This window comes from Paracoccus sp. J55 (genome assembly GCF_000513975.1).
GTDB lineage: Bacteria > Pseudomonadota > Alphaproteobacteria > Rhodobacterales > Rhodobacteraceae > Paracoccus.
Genome location: NZ_AZVA01000010.1, coordinates 25,259 through 46,078, shown reverse-complemented (window position 1 = coordinate 46,078; position 20,820 = coordinate 25,259). Strand labels below are relative to the sequence as shown.

22 protein-coding genes and 1 tRNA gene are annotated in these 20,820 nt (G+C 69.0%); 14 read left to right on the top strand and 9 right to left on the bottom strand.

Annotated elements, in window-relative coordinates:
- The first annotated feature begins 171 nt into the window (after positions 1-171).
- Both PARJ55_RS0111250 and PARJ55_RS0111245 read left to right on the top strand, forming a co-directional pair.
- Positions 172-256, top strand: a tRNA-Leu gene (locus PARJ55_RS0111250).
- Between the two features lie 198 nt (positions 257-454).
- On the top strand, positions 455-895 hold the full coding sequence (locus tag PARJ55_RS0111245) for an NUDIX domain-containing protein (protein ID WP_028713132.1): 441 nt from the start codon (positions 455-457) through the stop codon (positions 893-895).
- Positions 896-901: 6 nt separating this feature from the next.
- Here PARJ55_RS0111245 and PARJ55_RS0111240 read toward each other — a convergent pair whose 3' ends face one another.
- Positions 902-2,173, bottom strand: a complete 1,272-nt coding sequence (locus PARJ55_RS0111240) for a PP2C family protein-serine/threonine phosphatase (protein WP_028713131.1) — start codon at positions 2,171-2,173, stop codon at positions 902-904.
- Between the two features lie 118 nt (positions 2,174-2,291).
- On the opposite strand from PARJ55_RS0111240, the gene PARJ55_RS0111235 reads away from it, so the two are divergent.
- Positions 2,292-2,642, top strand: coding sequence for an Hpt domain-containing protein (locus tag PARJ55_RS0111235; RefSeq protein WP_028713130.1), 351 nt, complete (start codon positions 2,292-2,294; stop codon positions 2,640-2,642).
- Between the two features lie 13 nt (positions 2,643-2,655).
- Here the strand turns inward: PARJ55_RS0111235 and ilvA are convergent, their stop codons facing one another.
- A complete protein-coding gene (gene ilvA, locus PARJ55_RS0111230) occupies positions 2,656-3,894 on the bottom strand; it encodes a threonine ammonia-lyase IlvA (RefSeq protein WP_028713129.1) in 1,239 nt (412 codons plus the stop codon).
- Positions 3,895-4,072: 178 nt separating this feature from the next.
- Between ilvA and PARJ55_RS0111225 the strand changes: the two genes are divergently transcribed.
- From PARJ55_RS0111225 to mog, 3 genes are all read left to right on the top strand, one after another.
- Positions 4,073-5,299 carry an argininosuccinate synthase gene (locus PARJ55_RS0111225; RefSeq protein ID WP_028713128.1) on the top strand — a complete coding sequence of 409 codons (1,227 nt, stop codon included), beginning with the start codon at positions 4,073-4,075 and terminating at the stop codon, positions 5,297-5,299.
- Positions 5,300-5,520: 221 nt separating this feature from the next.
- Entirely contained in the window at positions 5,521-6,000 is a 480-nt protein-coding gene (locus PARJ55_RS0111220; RefSeq protein WP_036714055.1) for a VOC family protein, read from the top strand.
- 42 nt (positions 6,001-6,042) lie between these two features.
- On the top strand, positions 6,043-6,588 hold the full coding sequence (gene mog, locus PARJ55_RS0111215) for a molybdopterin adenylyltransferase (RefSeq protein WP_028713126.1): 546 nt from the start codon (positions 6,043-6,045) through the stop codon (positions 6,586-6,588).
- Here the strand turns inward: mog and PARJ55_RS0111210 are convergent.
- The 4 genes from PARJ55_RS0111210 to PARJ55_RS0111195 all read right to left on the bottom strand — a co-directional run bounded on the left by PARJ55_RS0111210 (position 6,563) and on the right by PARJ55_RS0111195 (position 10,213).
- Entirely contained in the window at positions 6,563-7,177 is a 615-nt protein-coding gene (locus PARJ55_RS0111210) for an AAA family ATPase (RefSeq protein ID WP_028713125.1), read from the bottom strand. The genes mog and PARJ55_RS0111210 overlap by 26 nt on opposite strands.
- A gap of 61 nt (positions 7,178-7,238) precedes the next feature.
- Positions 7,239-8,033: an ATP-binding cassette domain-containing protein gene (locus tag PARJ55_RS0111205; protein ID WP_028713124.1), complete on the bottom strand. Its 795-nt coding sequence runs from the start codon at positions 8,031-8,033 to the stop codon at positions 7,239-7,241.
- Positions 8,030-9,103: an ABC transporter permease gene (locus tag PARJ55_RS0111200; RefSeq protein WP_028713123.1), complete on the bottom strand. Its 1,074-nt coding sequence runs from the start codon at positions 9,101-9,103 to the stop codon at positions 8,030-8,032. Before PARJ55_RS0111200 ends, PARJ55_RS0111205 begins: the two co-directional genes overlap by 4 nt.
- A 90-nt stretch (positions 9,104-9,193) precedes the next feature.
- The gene (locus PARJ55_RS0111195; RefSeq protein ID WP_028713122.1) at positions 9,194-10,213 is read right to left on the bottom strand and encodes a sugar ABC transporter substrate-binding protein; all 1,020 of its coding nucleotides are present in this window, start codon (positions 10,211-10,213) and stop codon (positions 9,194-9,196) included.
- A 117-nt stretch (positions 10,214-10,330) separates the two neighbouring features.
- Between PARJ55_RS0111195 and PARJ55_RS24820 the strand changes: the two genes are divergently transcribed.
- The 3 genes from PARJ55_RS24820 to PARJ55_RS0111180 are packed head-to-tail and all read left to right on the top strand — an operon-like array spanning position 10,331 to position 12,795.
- A complete protein-coding gene (locus PARJ55_RS24820) occupies positions 10,331-11,524 on the top strand; it encodes an ROK family transcriptional regulator (protein ID WP_028713121.1) in 1,194 nt (397 codons plus the stop codon).
- Between the two features lie 18 nt (positions 11,525-11,542).
- Positions 11,543-12,451: a DnaJ C-terminal domain-containing protein gene (locus PARJ55_RS0111185; RefSeq protein ID WP_028713120.1), complete on the top strand. Its 909-nt coding sequence runs from the start codon at positions 11,543-11,545 to the stop codon at positions 12,449-12,451.
- Positions 12,448-12,795 (top strand): hypothetical protein, encoded by a 348-nt coding sequence (locus tag PARJ55_RS0111180; protein WP_028713119.1) that lies wholly within the window; start codon positions 12,448-12,450, stop codon positions 12,793-12,795. Before PARJ55_RS0111185 ends, PARJ55_RS0111180 begins: the two co-directional genes overlap by 4 nt.
- Here PARJ55_RS0111180 and PARJ55_RS0111175 read toward each other — a convergent pair.
- The 3 genes from PARJ55_RS0111175 to ccmI are packed head-to-tail and all read right to left on the bottom strand — an operon-like array spanning position 12,792 to position 14,679.
- The gene (locus tag PARJ55_RS0111175) at positions 12,792-12,959 is read right to left on the bottom strand and encodes a DUF1289 domain-containing protein (protein WP_028713118.1); all 168 of its coding nucleotides are present in this window, start codon (positions 12,957-12,959) and stop codon (positions 12,792-12,794) included. The genes PARJ55_RS0111180 and PARJ55_RS0111175 overlap by 4 nt on opposite strands.
- The gene (ruvX, locus tag PARJ55_RS0111170) at positions 12,956-13,432 is read right to left on the bottom strand and encodes a Holliday junction resolvase RuvX (RefSeq protein ID WP_028713117.1); all 477 of its coding nucleotides are present in this window, start codon (positions 13,430-13,432) and stop codon (positions 12,956-12,958) included. The genes PARJ55_RS0111175 and ruvX overlap by 4 nt, the downstream gene beginning before the upstream one ends.
- On the bottom strand, positions 13,429-14,679 hold the full coding sequence (gene ccmI, locus PARJ55_RS0111165; protein WP_036698277.1) for a c-type cytochrome biogenesis protein CcmI: 1,251 nt from the start codon (positions 14,677-14,679) through the stop codon (positions 13,429-13,431). Before ccmI ends, ruvX begins: the two co-directional genes overlap by 4 nt.
- Positions 14,680-14,882: 203 nt before the next feature.
- Here ccmI and PARJ55_RS0111160 point away from each other — a divergent pair, with 203 nt between their 5' ends.
- The 5 genes from PARJ55_RS0111160 to PARJ55_RS0111140 all read left to right on the top strand — a co-directional run bounded on the left by PARJ55_RS0111160 (position 14,883) and on the right by PARJ55_RS0111140 (position 20,746).
- A complete protein-coding gene (locus tag PARJ55_RS0111160) occupies positions 14,883-16,154 on the top strand; it encodes a sarcosine oxidase subunit beta family protein (RefSeq protein WP_028713115.1) in 1,272 nt (423 codons plus the stop codon).
- 160 nt (positions 16,155-16,314) lie between these two features.
- Positions 16,315-16,593 (top strand): hypothetical protein, encoded by a 279-nt coding sequence (locus tag PARJ55_RS0111155; RefSeq protein WP_028713114.1) that lies wholly within the window; start codon positions 16,315-16,317, stop codon positions 16,591-16,593.
- A 337-nt stretch (positions 16,594-16,930) separates the two neighbouring features.
- Positions 16,931-17,308: a sarcosine oxidase subunit delta gene (locus PARJ55_RS0111150; protein WP_028713113.1), complete on the top strand. Its 378-nt coding sequence runs from the start codon at positions 16,931-16,933 to the stop codon at positions 17,306-17,308.
- Positions 17,305-20,235 (top strand): sarcosine oxidase subunit alpha family protein, encoded by a 2,931-nt coding sequence (locus tag PARJ55_RS0111145; protein ID WP_028713112.1) that lies wholly within the window; start codon positions 17,305-17,307, stop codon positions 20,233-20,235. The genes PARJ55_RS0111150 and PARJ55_RS0111145 overlap by 4 nt, the downstream gene beginning before the upstream one ends.
- Entirely contained in the window at positions 20,228-20,746 is a 519-nt protein-coding gene (locus tag PARJ55_RS0111140; protein ID WP_028713111.1) for a sarcosine oxidase subunit gamma, read from the top strand. Before PARJ55_RS0111145 ends, PARJ55_RS0111140 begins: the two co-directional genes overlap by 8 nt.
- Positions 20,747-20,820: the final 74 nt, after the last annotated feature.

Sequence of the window (20,820 nt, the reverse complement as noted above, 5' to 3'; positions counted from 1 at the left end):
CCGCTGCGGTTGTGGACGGCGTTCGATGCGGCGCTGCGGGCCGCGGCTGGCGAAAGAATATCGCGACCCGCGCGGCGGCGCGGAAAAAAGATTCGGGTGGGCGAAGATTTTTGTTGCCCCCCCCGTTGACACCCCCCGCGGCTGGGCTTAATCACCCGGCTCACGCGACCTGCCCAGGTGGCGGAATTGGTAGACGCGCACGGTTCAGGTCCGTGTGCCGCAAGGCGTGGAGGTTCGAGTCCTCTCCTGGGCACCATGATACAAAAGCCGCGCAAGCCCTTGGGTTTGCGCGGCTTTTGCTTTGACGACAGGGCCGGGCAGGCGGGCCTTGTTGCCTGCGGCGGCGTCGCATGGGTATTTGGGGAACGAAGAAGCCGCCGGCTTTCGGTGCTGGGGTCGCGGCAGCCGGCCCCGGCAGGCTTGCAGCATGGGGCGGGGAAGAAAAGGGGCCTGCATGATACCGCGTTTCGGACCGCCGCCCGGACGGCGCGCCTATCGGCTGCGTCCGGGCGCCTATGCGCTGCTGGTCCGCGACGGGGCGGCGCTGCTGACCTTCCAGCAGGCGCCCGCGCCGGAGTTCCAGCTGCCCGGCGGGGGCATCGATCCGGGCGAATCGCCGCTGGCCGCCCTGCATCGCGAGGTGCGCGAGGAGACCGGCTGGAGCATCGGCAATCCGCGCCGCTTCGGTGCCTATCGGCGCTTCTGCTATATGCCGGATTACGGGTTCTGGGCGGAAAAGCTCTGCACCGTCTGGCTGGCGCGGCCGGTCGCCCGCCTGGGCACGCCAGCCGAGCCGGGGCATGAGGCGCATTGGGTGCCCTTGCCGCGCGTCGCGGCCTTGCTGCCCGACCCGGGATCGCGCGCCGTGGTGCGGGCGGCGCTGCGCCGGCGCTGAGGCGGATCAGCCCCAAGGGTCTTGCCCGTCCGGACGCCGCTCGATCAGCACCGCCGAAATGTCGTCGCTGCGCTGGCCGCCGGCATAATGCGCCGCAGACCAGCAGATCGATTCCAGCAGCGCGTCGCCGCGCAGCATGGCATTGGTGCGCAGGATGGCGTGCAGCCCCTCTTCGCCCAGGGGCTCGCCGCGGGGATTCTCGCTTTCGGTCAGCCCGTCCGAGCTGATGAACAGCCGGTCGCCGGGGCTCAGGGTCAGCTGCACCTCTTCGTATTCGGCATGGGAAAAGACGCCTACGGGCAGGCCGCCGCCGCCGATGCGCTCGATCCGGCCATCGGCGCGTTGCAGCACGGGATGCGGGTGGCCCGCCTGCACCAGCCGCAGCCGGCCGGTCAGGAAGTCCAGGTCGGCATAGACCATGGTGAAATAGGATTCGGTGCGCAATTCCTCGAGCATCAGCATATTGAGCTGGCGCAGGATCTCGGCAGGCGGGCGGGCGTCGTAGAGCCCCAGCTCGGTGATGCGCAGCGCGATGTTGTGGTCGGTCGCGCCCGAGAGCAGCGCCGCCAGCCGGGCGCTGAGCAGGGCGGCCGCCACGCCATGCCCCGCCACGTCCAGCGCGAACAGCCCGACCCGGCGGGCATTGATCGGGAAGAACCCGACCAGGTCGCCGCCGATATGGCCGGCCGGGCGCATCAGCAGGGACAGGTCGAAATCGCCGTAGCGGCCATGACGTTCCCGCACCAGCCCCTGCTGCAGGCGCTGCGCCTCGCGCAGGTCGCGCTCGATCGCGGCCTGGGTGGCGCGCAATTCGGTCAGCGTGGCGCTGAGCTGGGCATTGGCGTTGCGCAGCCTTTCCTCCATGCGCAGGATGCGTTCGCTGGCGGACAGCCGGGCCAGCAGCTCGGCCCCCGAGACCGGCTTGGTCAGGAATTCGTCGGCGCCGGCGCGCAGCCCGTCGGCAATGTCCTTCTTGTCGTTGCGCGAGGTCAGCAGGATGAAATAGCCGTAGCGGTCCGACTGCATCTCGCGGAAGCGGCGGCAGAAATCCAGCCCGCTCTGCCCCGGCATCATCCAGTCCGAGATCACGATGTCGGGGCGCCGTTCCAGGCAGATGCGCATCGCCTCGTCGCCGCTGGCGGCCTCCACCACGTGATAGCCGGCGCGGGTCAGCTGGACCGCCAGGGTGCGCCTTTGCGCCCGGCTGTCATCGACAAGCAGCACCAGCCGCCAGTTATGCGGGATGGAGCTTATTGCATGGCCGTCCAGGATCATCATGCGGACGGTGTAAGCCCGGGCCGCTGAAGGTTCCGTTAATCCGGACAATTTTCGCGATTAACACGTTCTGGATGATTTCCCTGTTATGAATAAGGGGTGATTCTTCCAAGGGTTGTCCATGCTGGATTGGAACCGTATCAACGAGCTGCGCGGCGAAGTCGGCGATGACGAATTCCAGCTGATCCTGGAGCTGTTTCTGGACGAGGTCGAAGGCGTCATCATGCGCCTGTCGCGCCGCGACGCGCTGCGGCTGGAAACCGACCTGCATTTCCTGAAGGGCTGCGCCTGGAATCTGGGCTTCTCGGAATTCGGCAATCTCTGCGACGCGGGCGAGCGCAAGGCCGCCGCCGGCCGGCACGGCGAGGTCGATGTCGAATCGCTGCTGGCCAGCTATTCCGCCTCGAAACAGGCGCTGATGCGTCAGCTGGACGCGGCGTTGCATCCCGGCAAGCGGGCCCGCCATGCCTAGCGCCGTGCCGGGATCAGATCAGGAACTCGGCCAGGACCGGGTCGCGGGTGATGTCGCGATAGCCGATCCCCGCCGCGTCCAGCCTTTCGCAGATCCGTTCGAGATTGGCGGGAGCGGTGGTCTCGATGCCGATCAGGACCGAGCCGAAATTGCGCGCCGATTTCTTTAGGTATTCGAAGCGGGCGATATCGTCCTCGGGGCCGAGCAGCTGCAGGAAGTCGCGCAGCGCGCCGGGCCGCTGCGGCATGCGCAGGATGAAATAGCGCTTGAGGCCCGAGAAACGCTGGGCGCGCTCCTTGACCTCGGGCAGGCGCTCGAAATCGAAATTGCCGCCCGAGCAGATGCAGACCACGCGCTTGCCGGCCAGCCCGGGCATGTCGCGCAACACGTCCACCGCCAGCGCCCCGGCGGGTTCCAGCACGATGCCCTCGATGTTCAGCATCTCCAGCATGGTGGCGCAGATGCGGTCCTCGGGCGCGGTATGGACCCGGTCGGCGCCGAAGCCGGCGAGCGCGCGAAACGGCAGGTCGCCGATCCGCGCCACCGCGGCGCCGTCGACGAAATTGTCCACCGCCGGCAATGTCACCGGCGTCCCGGCCAGCAGCGCCTCACGCAGGCTGGCGCCGCCCTCGGGCTCGGCGAATTCGGCGCGCGTGCCGGGGGCCAGCACGGCCAGCAGTCGGGTGACGCCGGCGGCCAGCCCGCCGCCGCCGACCGGCAGCACCACGACATCCGGCGCCCCGCCCAACTGGTCGAGCAGCTCCAGCCCGACCGTGGCCTGTCCCTCGATGATGTCGGCATCGTCGAAGGGCGACAGGAAGGTCGCGCCCTGCGCCCGGGCGAAGTCCTGGGCCGCCGCCAGGGTCTGGTCGAAATAATCGCCGGTCAGCACGATCTCGATGGCGCCGTTGCCGAAGATGCGGGTCTTGTCGATCTTCTGCCTGGGCGTGGTGACGGGCATGAAGATCGTGCCGCGGGCGCCGAAATGCCGGCAGGCAAAGGCCATGCCCTGGGCATGGTTGCCGGCGCTGGCGCAGACGAAATGCCCTTGCGACCCGGCCCCGATCTTGCGCATGGCGTTGAAGGCGCCGCGCAGCTTGTAGCTGCGCACCGGCGTCAGGTCCTCGCGTTTCAGCCAGATCTCGGCGCCGTATTTCGCCGAGAGGTGGTCGTTCTTCTGCAGGGGCGTCGGCTCGAAGAGGTCGCGCAACGCGATCTCTGCCTGGCGGACAGAGGCGGCAAAGTTTTCCATATATCCGCGAATGGCGCGAAACGGGCGATTTGGCAAGGTGGCTCAGCGGAAAGATCTGTCGCGGGGGCAGGGCAACACGATGAAGCGGCCGCCGCAACCTCGCTCCCGGCAAGGCTCCCCTTGTGACGCCCGGCGAATGCGCCTATTCCCTGCCGAAATTTCACTGGGGGTCATCCGCATGTCCGACGCGCCGAAGAAAGTCGTCCTTGCCTATTCGGGCGGGCTCGACACCTCGATCATCCTGAAATGGCTGCAGACCGAATACGGCTGCGAGGTCATCACCTTCACCGCCGACCTGGGCCAGGGCGAGGAACTGGAACCGGCGCGCCAGAAGGCCGAGCTGCTGGGCATCAAGCCGGAAAACATCCATATCGTCGACGTGCGCGAGGAATTCGTGCGCGATTTCGTCTTCCCGATGTTCCGCGCCAATGCGGTCTACGAGGGGCTCTATCTGCTCGGCACCTCGATCGCCCGGCCGCTGATCTCCAAGCACCTGGTCGAGATCGCGCATCAGCACGGCGCCGATGCCGTCGCCCATGGCGCGACCGGCAAGGGCAACGACCAGGTGCGCTTCGAGTTGTCGGCCTATGCGCTCGACCCGTCGATCAAGGTGATCGCGCCGTGGCGGGAATGGGACCTGACCTCGCGCACCAGGCTGATCGAGTTCGCCGAACAGAACCAGATCCCGATCGCCAAGGACAAGCGCGGCGAGGCGCCGTTCAGCGTCGACGCCAACCTGCTGCACACCAGCAGCGAGGGCAAGGCGCTGGAGAACCCGGCCGAGGAAGCGCCCGAATACGTCTACCAGCGCACCGTCAGCCCCGAGGACGCCCCGGACCAGCCCGAATATGTCGAGATCGGCTTCGAGCGCGGCGACGCGGTGTCGATCAACGGCGAGGCGCTGTCGCCCGCCACCATCCTGACGGCGCTGAACGAATACGGGCGCAAGCATGGCATCGGTCGGCTGGACTTCGTGGAAAACCGCTTCGTCGGCATGAAGTCGCGCGGCATCTACGAGACCCCCGGCGGCACCCTCCTGCTGGAAGCGCATCGCGGCATCGAGCAGATCACGCTGGACAGCGGCGCCGGCCATCTCAAGGATTCGATCATGCCGCGCTATGCCGAGCTGATCTATAACGGCTTCTGGTATTCGCCCGAGCGCGAGATGCTGCAGGCCCTGATCGACAAGAGCCAGGAGCACGTCACCGGCACCGTGCGGCTGAAACTCTACAAGGGCGGCGTCCATACCGTCGGCCGCTGGTCGGATCATTCGCTCTACAGCGAAAAGCACGTCACCTTCGAGGACGACGCCGGCGCCTATGACCAGAAGGACGCGGCGGGCTTCATCCGTCTGAACGCGCTGCGTCTGAAGCTGGTGGCGAACCGCAACGCCCGGTTCAAGTAACCGCACCCGCATTGCATGCAAAAGGCCGCGGGCAGGTTCCGCGGCCTTTTTGCTGGCCGATTCGTCCGATGACCCATCGTCCTGGCCGGCTTCTTCGTTCCCCAAAATACCCCCGCCGGAGGCGCCCGCCTCTCGTTCACTGCTCTCCGGCTCCCCCGCCTGGGGAACCGCGACCGCCATGGCGCGTTCGCCCGCAGGCAAGGCCCAGGGAGGAACCGGAAATGACCATGGCCAAGAACACCGTCTGCCTCTGGTATGACAAGGATGCCGAGGCGGCTGCCCGCTTCTATGCCGAGACCTTTCCCGACAGCGCCGTCACCGCGGTGCGCCACGCGCCCAGCGATTTTCCGTCAGGCAAGGCGGGCGATGTGCTGCTGGTCGAGTTCACCGTCGCAGGCATCCCCTGCGTCGGCCTGAACGGCGGCCCGACCTTCCGGCACAGCGAAGCGTTCTCGTTCCAGATCGCCACCGACGACCAGGAGGAGACCGACCGCTACTGGGATGCGATCGTCGGCAATGGCGGCCAGGAAAGCGCCTGCGGCTGGTGCAGGGACAGATGGGGCATTTCCTGGCAGATCACGCCGCGCGTGCTGACCGATGCGCTGGCCGCCGGCGGCGACGAGGCGAAACGCGCCTTCGAGGCGATGATGGAGATGACCCGGATCGACGTCGCGGCCATCGAGGCGGCGCGGCGCGGCTGAGCCGCGCTTCCCTTCGCGCGCCGCCTGCGGCAGGATGCGGGCATGACCCAGAACCCCGACCGCCCCGCCCATATCGCCATCGTCACCGTCTCGGACCGCGCCGCCCGCGGCGAATATCAGGACAAGGGCGGGCCGGGGGCCGAGGACTGGCTGCGCGCCACCGTCACCTCGCCCATGGACATCACGCGCCGCATCATTCCGGACGGGCGCGAGATCGTCGCCGATTGCCTGCGCGACCTGGCCGACGAACAGGGCGCCGACCTGATCCTGATCACCGGCGGCACCGGCCCGGCCCCGCGCGACCAGACGCCCGAGGCCATGGCCGAGGTGATCGAAAAGGAACTGCCCGGCTTCGGCGAGGAAATGCGCCGCGCCAGCCTGCGCGAGGTGCCGACCGCCATCCTGTCGCGGCAGAGCGCGGGCATCCGCGGCGCGACTCTGATGATCACCATCCCCGGCAAGCCCTCGGCCATCGCCACCTGCCTCGATGCGGTCTTCGCGGCGGTGCCCTATTGCCTCGACCTGATCGGGGCGGCCTATGTGGAAACCGACCCCGCCCGCATCAAGGCGTTCCGGCCGAAGACATAGCCGCCGGCCGGACCCGCAGATCGGCCGGCAACGATTCGCGCAGCACCAGCTCGGCATTGCCGAGATCGTTCTCCAGATGCGCCATCACCTCGGCCGGCGAACGGCCAAGACCCTGCCAGCGCGCGGTCAGGCGGCGGCGCAGCTCCTCCATCGGCACGTCCAGCATGACCGACAGGTCCCAAAGGCCCGCCAGCTTGCGCCAGGGCGCTCGGTCCAGCAGCAGGTAATTGCCCTCGACCAGCACCAGCCGATGGCCCGCCTCGACCCGGCCGGCCCCGGCGATGGAGAGGTCCAGCCCGCGGTCGAAGACCGGGTGGACCACCTCGCCCCCGGCCTTCAGCCGCTGCACCAGCGCGACGAAGCCCGCCGCGTCGAAGGTCTGGGGCGCGCCCTTGCAGCCGCGCAGCCCCTCCGCTTCCAGCAGCCGGTTGTCCAGATGGAACCCGTCCATCGGCACCAGCGCCGCATCCGCAAGCCCGGCCGCCAGCCGGGCGGCCAGGGTCGATTTCCCCGATCCTGGCGCCCCGACGATGGCGACGATCCGCCGTCCGGGTCCCAGCCCCGCAATCCGGTCCAGTATTTCTCTCATGCGCAAATATCCCGGGGGGAGTCCGAAGGACGGGGGGCAGAGCCCCCCGCAGCCGTGCCGTTCAGGCCGCCGTCGCCACCTCGTCCGGAACCTTGGCCCCGGTCATGAAGGCCACCGCGTCCGACATCGAATAATCCTGCGGCCGGATCACGCAGAGCCGCCGCCCCAGCCGGTGGATATGGATGCGGTCCGCCACCTCGAAGACATGCGGCATGTTGTGGGAAATCAGGATGATCGGAATGCCGCGCGAGCGGACATCGCGGATCAGCTCCAGCACGCGGCGGCTTTCCTTGACCCCCAGCGCCGCCGTCGGCTCGTCCAGGATCACCACCTTCGAGCCGAAGGCGGCGGCCCGGGCCACCGCCACACCCTGGCGCTGGCCGCCCGACAGCGTCTCGACCGCCTGGTTGATGTTCTGGATGGTCATCAGCCCCAGCTCGGTCAGCTTCTCGCGGGCGAATTTCTCCATCGCCGGGCGGTCGAGCTGGCGGAACCACCGGCCCATGATCCCCGGCTTGCGCAATTCGCGGCCCATGAACATGTTGTCGGCGATGGACAGGGCAGGGGACATGGCCAGCGTCTGATAGACGCATTCGATCCCGTATCCGCGCGCATCCAGCGGGCTGGCGAATTTCACCGGCTGGCCCTCCAGCGTGATCTCGCCCTCGTCGGGCTGGACCGCGCCCGACAGCGCCTTGATCAGGGAGGACTTGCCGGCGCCGTTGTCGCCGATGACCGCCAGGATCTCGCCCGGCATCAGGTCGAAGTCGCAATGGTCCAGCGCCGTGACCTTGCCATAGCGCTTGACCAGGCCGCGGGCCTTCAGAAGCGGTTCTGCGGAAGTGTTCGCGTTCATGCCGATGCCTTTCTGATCCATTGATCCACCGCCACGGCGAGGATGATGAGCAGGCCGATGAGGAAGAAGGTCCATTGCGGGTCTGTGCCGACCATCTTCAGCCCCATCTCGAACACGCCGACGATCAGCGCGCCGAAGAACATGCCGACGATCGAGCCTCGGCCGCCGAACAGGCTGATGCCCCCGATCACCACCGCGGTGATGGACTGGATGTTGCCCAGCTGCCCGGTCGAGGCCGAGGGCGAGACCGAGCCGAAGCGGCCGATCATCACCCAGCCCGCGATGGCGCAGAACAGGCCCGCCAGCGCATAGACCTGGATCAGCACCCGCCTGGTGCGCACCCCGGCCAGCTCTGCCGCCTCCGGGTCGTCGCCGACGGCATAGACATGCCGGCCCCAGGCGGTATGGCGCAGGACGTAGGCCAGGATCGCGACCAGCGCCACCATCAGGAACACGGCATAGAGGATCTTCACCCCGCCGGGCTGGATGGAATAGCCCCAGAATTGCAGCGCCGGCGCCTCGGCGGCGATGGCCGAGGAGCGGATCGTCTCGTTCGCGGAATAGATGTAGTTCGCCGCCAGGATGATCTGCCAGGTGCCCAGCGTCACGATGAAGGGCGGCAGCTTGATGCGGGCGACCAGCCAGCCATTGGCAAAGCCCATGGCCGTGCCCGCCGCCAGCCCCAGCGCGATGGCCAGCGGCGCCGGGATGCCGTAGCGGAAGGTGAACTGCCCCATCAGCACCGAGGAGAACACCGCGATGGCGCCGACCGACAGGTCGATCCCGGCGGTCAGCACCACCAGCGACTGCGCGCAGCCCAGGATGCCGACGATGGCGATCTGCTGCAGGATGGTGGACAGCGTGACCGCCTTGAAGAAGTTCGGCGACAGCAGGCCGAAGACGATGATCGCCGCGACCAGCACGATCATCGGCACTGCCGAGGGCGTCATGTGCAGCCAGTGCTGCAGGCGCTTCAGGGCGGTTTTCTGTTCCTGGAACTCGGCAACCTTGTCCGAGGCGCCTTGCAGGCCCTCCTCGTAGCCGGCGGCCGTCTTGGTGTCGGATGACATGGACGGTCTCCCCCTTTGCAAGGCGCCGCTCCGGACGCCGCTGCCTGTGGTCAGGGCGAGGCATCCCCCGCCCTGCGGTTCAATCGAGGCTCAGCCCCAGCAGAGCTCGGTCCCCTTGGTGCTGTCGATGGATTCGACGCCCTCGGCCGGCTTGTCGGTGACCAGCTGCACGCCGGTATCGACGAAGTCCTTGCCCTCGGTCGGCGCGGGCTTGGTGCCGTCCTTGGCGAAGGCGGCGATGGCCTCGATGCCTTGCGACGCCATGTCCAGCGGATATTGCTGCGAGGTGGCGCCGATCACGCCCTCCGCGACGTTCTGCACGCCCGGGCAGCCGCCATCGACCGAAACGATCAGAACGTCGTTCTCGCGCCCGACGGCCTTCAGCGCCTCATAGGCGCCGGCGGCGGCGGGTTCGTTGATGGTATAGACCAGGTTGATGTCGGGGTCCTTGGCCAGCAGGCTCTCCATGGCCTTCAGCCCGCCTTCCTCATTGCCCGAGGTGACCTCGTGGCCGACGATGCGCGGATCGGTCTCGTCGCCCCATTTCTCGGGGTCGCCCAGCTCGATGCTGAAGCCCTGCAGGAAGCCCTGGTCGCGCAGCACGTCGACCGAGGGCTGCGAGATCGCCAGGTCCAGAAGCGCGATCTTGGCCTCGGCCGCCGCGTCGCCCATGGTGGCCCTGGCCCATTGGCCGATCAGCTCGCCGGCCTTGAAATTGTCGGTGGCGAAGGTCGCGTCCGCCGCGTCGATCGGGTCCAGCGGCGTGTCCAGCGCGATGACCAGCAGCCCGGCATCCCGCGCCGCCTGCACGGAATCGACGATGGCCTTGGTGTCCGAGGCGGTGATCAGGATGCCCTTGGCGCCGTCCGCGATGCAGGCCTCGACCGCCGCGACCTGGCTTTCGTGGTCGCCGTCGATGCGGCCGGCATAGGATTTCAGCTCGATCCCCAGCTCGGCCGCCTTGGTCTGGGCGCCTTCCTTCATCTTCACGAAGAAGGGGTTGGTGTCGGTCTTGGTGATCAGACAGGCGCTGTCGGCCTGCGCCATGCCGGCGATCAGGGTCAGGGCCGTGCCCGCCAGCGCCGCGCGCAGCAGTGTCGTCTTGGTCATGATGTCCTTCCTCCTCTGGGCGGGTCTGACCGCCGCCTCCTCCAAAAGGCTGCCGAAGAAAGAGGGGCTTGTCAATAAATCAATTTCGTTGATTTATATAGGGGGGAGGATGGAACCATGCCGAACACCATGCCGGCGGCGGCGACGCCGCAGGGGGTCCGCAGCCAGAACGAGCGCCTGATCCTGTGGCTGATTCGCCGCAACGGGCCGATGCCGCGCGCCGCGCTGGCGCAGGCGACGGGCCTGTCGGCGCAGGCCGTCACCAACATCACGCGCGAGCTGATCGCCGCCGGCCTGCTGGATGCCGGGGGCGAGCGTCGGCGCGGCAAGGTCGGCCAGCCGCTGCTGCCGCTGGCCCTGGCGCCCGAGGGGGCGCTGTTCCTGGGGCTCAAGGTCGGGCGCCGGGTGGCCGAGCTGGTGCTGGTCGATTTCGCCGGCCGGATCCGGCAGATCCGGGTGCTGCCGCATGCCTATCCGCATCCCGACGCGATCCGCGATTTCGCCGTCGCCGGCACCGCGGCGATCCTGGCGGACCTGACCGAGGCGCAGCGTGCGCGGCTGTCGGGCATGGGCATCGCCAGCCCCTTCTACCTGTGGGACTGGGCCGAGGAGATGCAGCCCTGGCGCGGCCGCGACCTGCGCGCCGAGCTGGCCGCGGCGCTGGACCTGCCGGTCTGGCTGGAGAACGACGGCTCCTGCGCCTGCGGGGCCGAGATGATGTTCGGCACCGAGGATCTGCCCGAGGATTTCCTGTATTTCTACCTTGCGCATTTCGGCGGCGGCGGCGTGGTGCTGGACGGGCGGCTGCGGCTGGGACCGTCGCGCAATGCGGGGGCGATGGGCTCCTGCCCGGTGCCGGGCGGGCGACAGGTGCTGGACGTGGCTTCGGTTTCCGTGCTGGAGACGGCGCTGGGGCGCGACCTGCCGCTGGACGATGCCGACTGGCAGCTGCCGCCGGCCATCGCCCGGCAATGGCTGGACGAATCGGCGCGGGTGCTGTCCCATGCGGCGCTGGGGGCGGTCGCGGTGCTGGACCTGCCGCTGGTGGTGATCGACGGGGCCATGCCGGCCGCGCTGCGCGAGGCGCTGGTGCGGGCGACCGCCGACGGCCTGGCCGCGATGCGCCATCACGGCGTCACCTTGCCCGAGGTGCGCGCCGGAACCCTGGGGCGACAGGCGCGCACGCTGGGGGCGGCGGCGCTGCCGCTCAGCGCGGGCTTCATGCCGGGCGGCAGTTTCACCGCCCCGCGGCCGGGACGGAACGGGCAGGAAACCCAGGACGCGCCGATGCGTTCCGGGGAGGACAGGTGAGGAAAGGAAGCCGCGGCCATGGCCGACGATCCATACAAGGCGCTGGGACTGGACAAGAATGCCACGCAGGACGAGATCAAGAAGGCCTATCGCCGGATCGCCAAGACCGACCACCCGGACCTGAACCCGGACCCGGCGGCGCATGAACGCTTCAAGGCCGCCTCGACCGCCTATGATCTGCTCAAGGATCCCGAGCAGCGCGCCCGCTTCGACCGCGGCGAGATCGATGCCCAGGGACAGGAGCGGCCGCAGCGGCACTATTACCGCGAATATGCCGAATCGGGCGACAATCCCTATCGCCAGCATCACGGTTTCGACGATCTGTCGGACGTGTTTTCCGACCTGTTCGGGCGCGGCGCCGGCGGACGGCGCGGCGGCGGGGCGCGCAGCTTCGACATGCGCGGCCCCGACCAGCGATTCACGCTGGAGATCGATTTCATGACCGCGGCGCGCGGCGGCTCGACCCGGATCACCATGCCCGACGGCAGCGTGCTGGAGGTGAAGATCCCCGAGGGCGCCCATGACGGCCAGGTGATCCGGCTGCGCGGCAAGGGCGGGCCCGGCATCGGCGAGGGCGGGCCGGGCGACGCGCTCCTGACCCTGATCGTGGCCGAGGATCCCGACTGGAAGCGCGACGGCAACGATGTCGAGACCACGCTGCCCATCACCATCGACGAGGCCGTGCTGGGCGGCAAGGTCGAGGCGCAGACCATCGAGGGGCCGGTCATGCTGACCATCCCGCGCGGCGCCAGCTCGGGCCAGAAGCTGCGGCTGAAGGGGCGCGGCATCAAGGGCGAGGGCGGACGGCGCGGCGACCAGCATGTCATCCTGAAGATCGTCATGCCGCCCAAGGTCGATGACGAGCTGGCGCGCTTCATGGAGCAATGGCGGCAGACCCACGCCTATGACCCGAGGAGGGGAAAATGACCCAGCGCCATTATACCCTGACCGAGACGCTGGCGGCCGTCAGCGACCTGACGCCCGAACAGCTGGACCGCTATATCCGCGCCGGCGTCGTCATGCCGGTGCAATCCGAACAGGGGCCGCTGTTCCGCGAGCTGGACCTGGCGCGGCTGAGCCTGGTGGTCGACCTGGCCGAGGGCTATCACCTCGACGAGGAGGCGCTGGGCCTGGTGCTGTCGCTGGTCGACCAGCTGCACGGGCTGCGCGGCGACATGCGGGCGATCCTGGACGCCGTGGCGCGCGAGCCGGTGGAAACCCGGGTGCGGCTGAAGGCCGCGATCCGCGAGGTGCGGGTGGTGACGCGCTAATCCGCCGGCCGCCGGCGGGGCAGTTCGGCCATGACGGCCAGCCGCTCGGCCTCGGTCATGCGGCCCCAGCGGGTGATCTCGTCGATGCTGCGCAGGCAGCCGGTGCAAAGCCGGCTTGCCGGGTCGATCTTGCAGATGTCGATGCAGGGGGTCGAGGGCTTCATCCCGCCGCGCCCAGGAAGCGCAGCCGGTCCAGCGCGCCCTGCAGGATATAGCCGGCCGCGACCTGGTCGATCACCTCGGCCCGGCGCTTGCGCGAGGTGTCCCCCTCAAGCAGCGCCCGCTCGGCCGCGACGGTCGAGAGCCGCTCGTCCCAGAAGCCGATGGGCAGCGGCGTCAGCCGTTCCAGGTTGCGGGCGAAGGCGCGGGTGGATTGTGCGCGCGGCCCCTCGCTGCCGTCCATGTTGCGCGGCAGGCCCAGCACCAGCCCGACCAGCGCCCGGTCGGCGGCGATCTTCAGCAGCGCCTGGGCGTCCAAGGTGAACTTCTCGCGCCGGATCACCGTCAGGGGCGAGGCGACGCTGCGCAGCCCGTCGCTGACCGCGACGCCGATGGTCTTGGTGCCCAGGTCCAGCCCGGCCACCGCGCCGGTGCGGGGCAGGGCGGCGGCGAATGCCTCGATGCTCTCGCAGATCATTCCAGCCCCGCCTGTTCCGCCGCCGCCTCGATCAGGTCCAGCGCCGGCCGGTTGCCCGCGAAACGCTGCCGGGCCTCGCCCAGGATGGCGGCGGCGTGGTCCTTTTGCCCGATCACCGGCAGGGACGAGATCAGCCGCGCCCATTCCTCGGGCGTGCCGCCCTGGGTGGCAAGCCGGGTCTCCAGCCCCTTGACCATGCCCTCGACCATCTGCTGGCGTTCCTCGGGGCTCATGTCCCCCGCCGCTGCCACGGCCTCCGCATCCGGGCCGGGCAGGGCCGGCGAGCCGGGTGCGGAAGCGGGCGCGGAATCGGTCCGGGGCTCGGGCGGGGTATAGTCCGGGCGGCCGGCGAACCAGGCCAGATCGCCGATCGCGGCGCGGATCGGCTGGATCCAGGGCGCGCTTTCCGGCCCCTCGGCCAGCAGCCCGGCCCAGATCGGAAAGGCGCGGTCGGGGCGGCCGTTCTGCAGATGCAGCAGCCCGACCATGAAGCGCGCCTGCGGATTGTGCGGATCGCGGGCCAGCGCCCGGGCCACCGCATCCTCGCCTTCGGCGGTGATGATGCCGCCCGCCGCCTCGATGGTCAGCCCGGCCAGCCGCGCCAGCTCCTCGGCGCTGGCAGCCTCGCCGCGCAGCGCCACCAGCCGGCGCTGCGCGTCCTTGGCGGCGATCAGGTTGCCCAGCCTTTCCTCGTGCTCGGCCAGCAGTTCCAGCCCGCGCGGGTCGTTCGGGTTCTTCAGCACCGCCTCACGCAGCCGTTCGATCAGCGCCGCATAGTCCGCATCGGGCTCGGGGCGCTGGGGCCGGGGGGTCTTGGCCTCTGCCTCGGCCTGGCTGGGGCGGCCGTCGTAAAGCGCCTGTGCCTCGGCGATGCGCTGCGCGATGGGGGCGTCGGGACGCTCGGGCTGGCCGATGCGCTGGTAAAGCAGGAAGGCCCCGGCCAGCAGCAGCGCCAGAACCGCCAGCGCCGCCCAGCCGCCCGGCGCGCGGCGGGCACTGCCGGCGCGTTCCAGCGCGCGGTCCGCGGCCAGCACCTTGCGGCCGATCTCGACCCGCAGCCGTTCGGCATCGGCCTCGTCGATCAGGCCGCGGTCCAGATCCCGCCCGACCTCGCGCAGCTGGTCGCGATAGACCCGCAGGTCATAGGCGGCGGTGGGCTCGGCGCCCTCGCCCTGCCGGCGCAGAAGCGGCGCGGCGATGGCCACCGCCACCACCCCCGCCAGCGCGGCGCAGATGATCCAGAACATCGGCTTCCCCTTTTGGCTGCTGCCGGTGATAGCGGCTTTCGCCGCGGCGAGAAAGTCAAAGCCCTGCGACAAATGCGCAAATCTCCTTCGGGACATCTGCGCCGTCCCCTGACGCAATTCGACAATCGCCCCGTCGCAACGCGGCTTGCCCGAACACCGCCCTCGCTTCACTCTGCACGGGTCGAGTCGCAAGAGGTTCCGCCATGCCCGCATCTGCAAGTTCCAGCACCGGCCGCTATTCGGTCTTTGCCATCGCTAAAGAGGCGATGCGGCTGCATACCGGCTGGAAACGCGCCTGGGCCAGTCCCGAGCCCAAGAAGAAATACCAGGTCGTCATCGTGGGCGCCGGCGGCCATGGCCTTGCCACCGCCTATTACCTGGGCAAGAATTTCGGCATCACCGATGTCGCCATCATCGAGAAGGGCTGGCTGGGCGGCGGCAATACCGGCCGCAACACCACCATCATCCGCTCGAACTACCTGCAGGACCCTTCGGCGGCGATCTACGACAAGGCGCTGAAGCTTTACGAGAACCTGTCGCAGGACCTGAACTACAACATCATGTTCAGCCCGCGCGGCCTTCTGATGCTGGCGCAGACCGAACACGAGGTGCGCGGCTACAAGCGCACCGTCTATGCCAACCAGCTGCAGGGCGTGGCGACCGAATGGGTCAGCCCCAAGCGCATCAAGGACATGCTGCCGATCATCAACATCGACGGGCCGCGCTATCCGGTCCTCGGCGGGCTCTACCAGGAGCGCGGCGGCACCGCCCGCCACGACGCCGTGGCCTGGGGCTATGCCCGCGCCTGCTCGGCCATGGGCATGCACATCATCCAGAACTGCGAAGTCACCGGCATCGAGACCGCGAACGGGCAGGTCAGGGCGGTGAACACCGGCAAGGGCCGCATCGAATGCGACAAGCTGGCGCTGATCGCCGCCGGCCACAGCTCGGTCCTGGCCGAGATGGCCGGCTTCCGCCTGCCCATCGAATCGCTGGCGCTGCAGGCGCTGGTCAGCGAGCCGATCAAGCCCTGCTGCGACATCGTCATCATGGCCAACACCGTCCACGGCTACCTGTCGCAATCCGACAAGGGCGAGATGGTGATCGGCGGCGGCACCGACGGCTTCAACAACTACACCCAGCGCGGCTCCTGGCACCATGTCGAGGAGACGGTGCGCGCGCTGATCGAGACCTTCCCGATGCTGTCGCGGCTGAAGATGCTGCGGCAATGGGGCGGCATCGTCGACATGACCGGCGACCGCTCGCCGATCCTGTCCACCACGCCGGTCGGCAACATCTTCGTCAACTGCGGCTGGGGCACCGGCGGCTTCAAGGCCATCCCCGGCTCGGGCTGGGCGATGGCCGAGCTGCTGGCCAAGGGCCAGCCCGGCCCGCTGGCCAAGGATTTCGGCCTGAACCGTTTCGTCGAGGGCCGCTTCATCGACGAGAGCGTCGCCGCGGGGGTGGCGCATTGATGCGCGGCGCGGGCGGGTTCCTGCCGGCCTGCGGGGCGGATTTTGGGCCGAATTTCGCCCATCTCCGCACCGTTGCGGAAAAAATCGTGCAAGTCATGGGAAACTCTTATTCATCTAATGAATTGTTAAGTTACGTCCCCATGACCAAGGAGTTTTCTTCATGGCCGAACAGAACAAGAGCAACCTCTGGCTCATCGTTGGCGTCGTCGTCGTCGTGCTGGTGGTCATCTATTGGTTCGTGTCCTCGGGCACCGAGCCGACCGCGACCGAGCCGCCGACCGATCCGGCCGTTTCGTCCGAACCCGCGCCCGTCGATGACGGCGCCATCTCCGTCGAACCGCCGGCCGAGCCTGCTGCTCCTGCCGATCCCGCTGCTCCGGTCCCGGCCGAGCCTGCGACTCCGGCTCCGGCCGAACCTGCGGCGCCTTCCACCAACTAAGGCGCCTGTCCCGGCGCCTTCGGGTGCCGGCCCTTCCGCGGGCCGGGGGGCATTGCGCCCCTCGGCTGATCTTCATGCGCAGCGCGGCGGGCCTGTCCCTGTCCACGCTGGCATGAGCGCGGCGTTGCGCGGGCCCTGCGGCCTGCCGCGCCGTGTTCGCCTTCGCTTTGAAACGCCCGTGATCCGGCCCCGCCAGGGGCGGGCTGCGGTCGCCTGCGTTTCCGCCCCCGGCCGGGGCTTTCCGGCCCGTTCCCCGATTTCCACTGCTGTCCTGCGCATCCGGCCTGCCCACGGGCCGGTTCCCCCTGCGCGCGCCCTGCCGCCGAAGGAGTGATCCATGCTGACCCTGACCTGTCCCTATTGCGGCATCGCGGCCGAGGAAACCGAGCTGCAACCCGGCGGCGAGGCGCATCTGAAGCGTTTCGGCCCCGGTTCGACCGACGAGGAGTTCGAGGCCTATCTGTTCGCCCGCAAGAACCCCAAGGGCGTGCATTTCGAACGCTGGCGCCATGCCTATGGCTGCGGCAAGTGGTTCCTGGCGGCGCGCGACACCGCCACGCTGCAGGTCTTTGGCACCTACAGCGCCCAGACCCCGCATCCGACGCCCGAGATCGTCGCCGCCATCCGGGCGCAGCGTCCGGACTGGCAGCCCGACTGGAGCGAAACCCCTGCCGACACTTCCGCCGACACTCCCGCCGAAAGCCTGAACGCATGACCGAGACCGGACCCTTCCGCCTGCCGCGCGGCGGCCGCCTGATCGACCGCGCCTATCAACTGCCCTTCCGCTTCGACGGCCGCCAGATGCGCGGGGTCGCGGGCGACACGCTGGCCTCGGCCCTGCTGGCGAACGGCCAGCTGATGATGGGCCGCAGCTTCAAGTATCACCGGCCGCGCGGCCCCATCGCCTCGGGCGCCGAGGAACCGAACGCGCTGCTGGGCCTGGGTCAGGGCGGCCGATTCGAGCCGAACCAGCGCGCCACCACCACGCCGCTGGTCGGCGGCATGGTTACCGCCAGCCAGAATTGCTGGCCCAGCCTGAACGCCGATATCGGCGCGATCAACAACTGGATGTATCGCTTTTTCCCGGCGGGTTTCTATTACAAGACCTTCATCCATCCGCGCCCGTTCTGGAAGCATGTGTTCGAGCCGATCATCCGCCGCTCGGCCGGGCTGGGCAAGGCCCCGACCGAGGCCGATCCGGACAAGTATGAACAGGCCTATGCCCATGTGGACGTGGTGGTGGTCGGCGGCGGCATCGCCGGCCTGACCGCGGCCCGCGACGCGGCCCGCGACGGCAAGTCGGTCTGGCTGGTCGAGCAGACGCCGCATTTCGGCGGCCGCACCCCCACCGACCACGCAGACGGCCAGTCCCGCGTCGATGCGCTGCTGGCGGAACTGCGCGGCATGGCCGGCGTCACCCTGCGCCGCTCGACCCAGGCGACCGGGCTTTACGACCATGGCTATCTGCTGGTGCGGGAATCGCTGGCCGATCACGACCCGAATGCGGGCATCCCGCGCCAGCGCCTGTGGCGCATCCGCGCGGGCCATGTGATCGTCGCCACCGGCGCGCTGGAGCGGCCGCTGAGCTTTGCCGGCAATGACGTGCCGGGCGTGATCCTGGCCTCGGCCGTGCGGGACTATATCGACAATTATGGCGTGGCGCCGGGCCGCAAGATCGTCGTGGTGACCAACAACGACGACGCCTATCGCACCGCGCTGGTGGCGCTGGATGCGGGGCTGGAAGTGCCGGTGGTGATCGACGCCCGCAGTTCGGCCGGCGGCGCGCTGCCCGCGGCGGTGCGCGCCCGCGGCGTGCGCATCCTGACCGGCAGCGCCATCGCCGGCATCAAGGGCGGCCATGGCGTCGAGGCGGTCAAGATCTGCGCGCATTCCGGCTCGGGCGAGGTGACCGAGACCGTGGATGCCGATTGCGTCGCCATGTCCGGCGGCTGGTCTCCGGTGGTGCACCTGTGGAGCCATTGCGGCGGCAAGCTGACCTGGTCCGACGCGCAGTCGATGTTCGCCCCCGACCCGAACCGCCCGCCGACCGGCGCGGACGGCAAGGCGATGGCCAGCTGCGTCGGCGCGGCGGCGGGCGACCTGCTGGTCCCGGACCTGACCGGCGCGCAGGCGGAATCCGCGACCATGCCGGTCTGGGTCATGCCGGCCCACGCCACGCGCAAGATGAAGTTCAAGATGTGGCTCGACTTCCAGAACGACGTGAAGGTCTCGGATGTCGAACTGGCCGCGCAGGAAGGCTATCACAGCGTCGAGCATACCAAGCGTTACACGACCCTCGGCATGGCGACCGATCAGGGCAAGGTCAGCAACATCAACGGCCTCGCCGTTCTGTCCAATGCGCTGAACCAGCCGATCCCGGCCACCGGCACGACGACCTTCCGCCCGCCCTATACGCCGCTGACGCTGGGCACCATCGCCGGCGAGGCGCGGGGCGAGATCTTCCAGCCCTTGCGCAAGACGCCCATGCATGGCTGGCACGAAAGCCACGGCGCCTTCTTCGAGCCGGTCGGCCACTGGCGCCGCCCCTATTGCTACCCGAAGGCGGGCGAAAGCCATGGCGACGCGGTGGCGCGCGAGATCCGGGCGGTGCGGGCCTCGGTCGGCACGCTCGACGCCTCGACGCTGGGCAAGATCATCGTCAAGGGCCCGGATGCGGGCAAGTTCCTCGACATGATGTATACCGGCATGATGTCCAGCCTGCCCATCGGCAAGTGCCGCTATGGCCTGATCTGCAACGAGAACGGCTTCCTTGTGGATGACGGCGTGGCCGCGCGCCTCAGCGAGGATACCTGGCTGGTGCACACCACCACCGGCGGCGCCGACCGGATGCATGGCCATATGGAAGACTGGCTGCAATGCGAATGGTGGGACTGGAAGGTCTATACCGCCAACGTCACCGAGCAATGGGCGCAGGTCGCCGTGGTCGGTCCCAAGGCCCGCGTGCTGCTGGAGCGGCTGGGCGGCATGGACCTGTCGGCCGAGGCGCTGCCCTTCATGGGCTGGGCCGAGGGCGAGATCGCCGGCATCCCCGCCCGCGTCTATCGCATCAGCTTCTCGGGCGAGCTCAGCTTCGAGGTGGCGGTGCCGGCGAACCGCGGCCTGGAGTTGTGGGAAAAGCTGCATGAGGCCGGGCGCGACCTGAACGTCACCCCCTACGGCACCGAGGCCATGCACGTCATGCGCGCCGAAAAGGGCTTCATCATGATCGGCGACGAATCCGACGGCACGGTGATCCCGCAGGACCTGGGCCTGGGCTGGGCGATCAGCAAGAAGAAGGCCGACTATATCGGCAAGCGGGCGCAGGAGCGCAGCCACATGACCGATCCCCGGCGCTGGAAGCTGGTGGGGCTGGAAAGCGTCGACGGCCGGGTGCTGCCCGACGGCGTCTATGCGGTGGCCGATGGCGTGAACCCGAACGGCCAGCGCAACACCCAGGGCCGGGTGACCTCGACCTACATGTCGCCGACGCTCAACAAGCCCATCGCCATGGGTCTGGTGCTGAACGGCCCCGAGCGCATGGGCGAGGTTCTGGAATTCCCGGTCGCGGGTCAGGAAAGCTACAAGGCGCGGATCTGCGATCCGGTCTTCTACGACAAGGAAGGGAGCCGGGCGAATGGCTGAGGCACTGGCGAAGATCTCTCAGGTGCAGGACTGGGGCATGATCCAGATCCGCGCCGATCTGGCGCGCGCGGGCGAGGCCATCGCCGCGGCGGCCGGGGTGGCGCTGCCAGAACGGGGCCGCATCACCACCGACGGCAGCCGCTCTCTCGGCTGGATGTCGCCGGACGAGCTGCTGCTGGTCCTGCCGCGCGCCGAGGCGGCCGAGGCGCTGGCCGCCCTGCAGGACGCGCTGTCCACCGAACACGCGCTTGTGCTGGATGTCAGCGACATGCGGGCCGCCTTCCGCATCCAGGGCGCCAAGGCGCTGGACGTGCTGATGAAGCTCTGTCCCGCCGACCTGGCGGCCATGCCCGAGGACGGGCTGCGCCGCACCCGCGCCGCCCAGGTCGCCTGCGGCATCTGGCGCGAACCGGGCGGCTATGTGCTGATCGGCTTCCGCTCGGTCACCGACTACCTGCGCGGCATCCTGACCGCCGCCGCGGCGCCGGGCACGCAGCTCGACCCGCGCTAGTTCCGCGCTGCGGGGTCCGGACGGGGCTTGTGGCGGCGGCAGGGCGGCGTATGGATGGAAGGCGAAAGCCATCC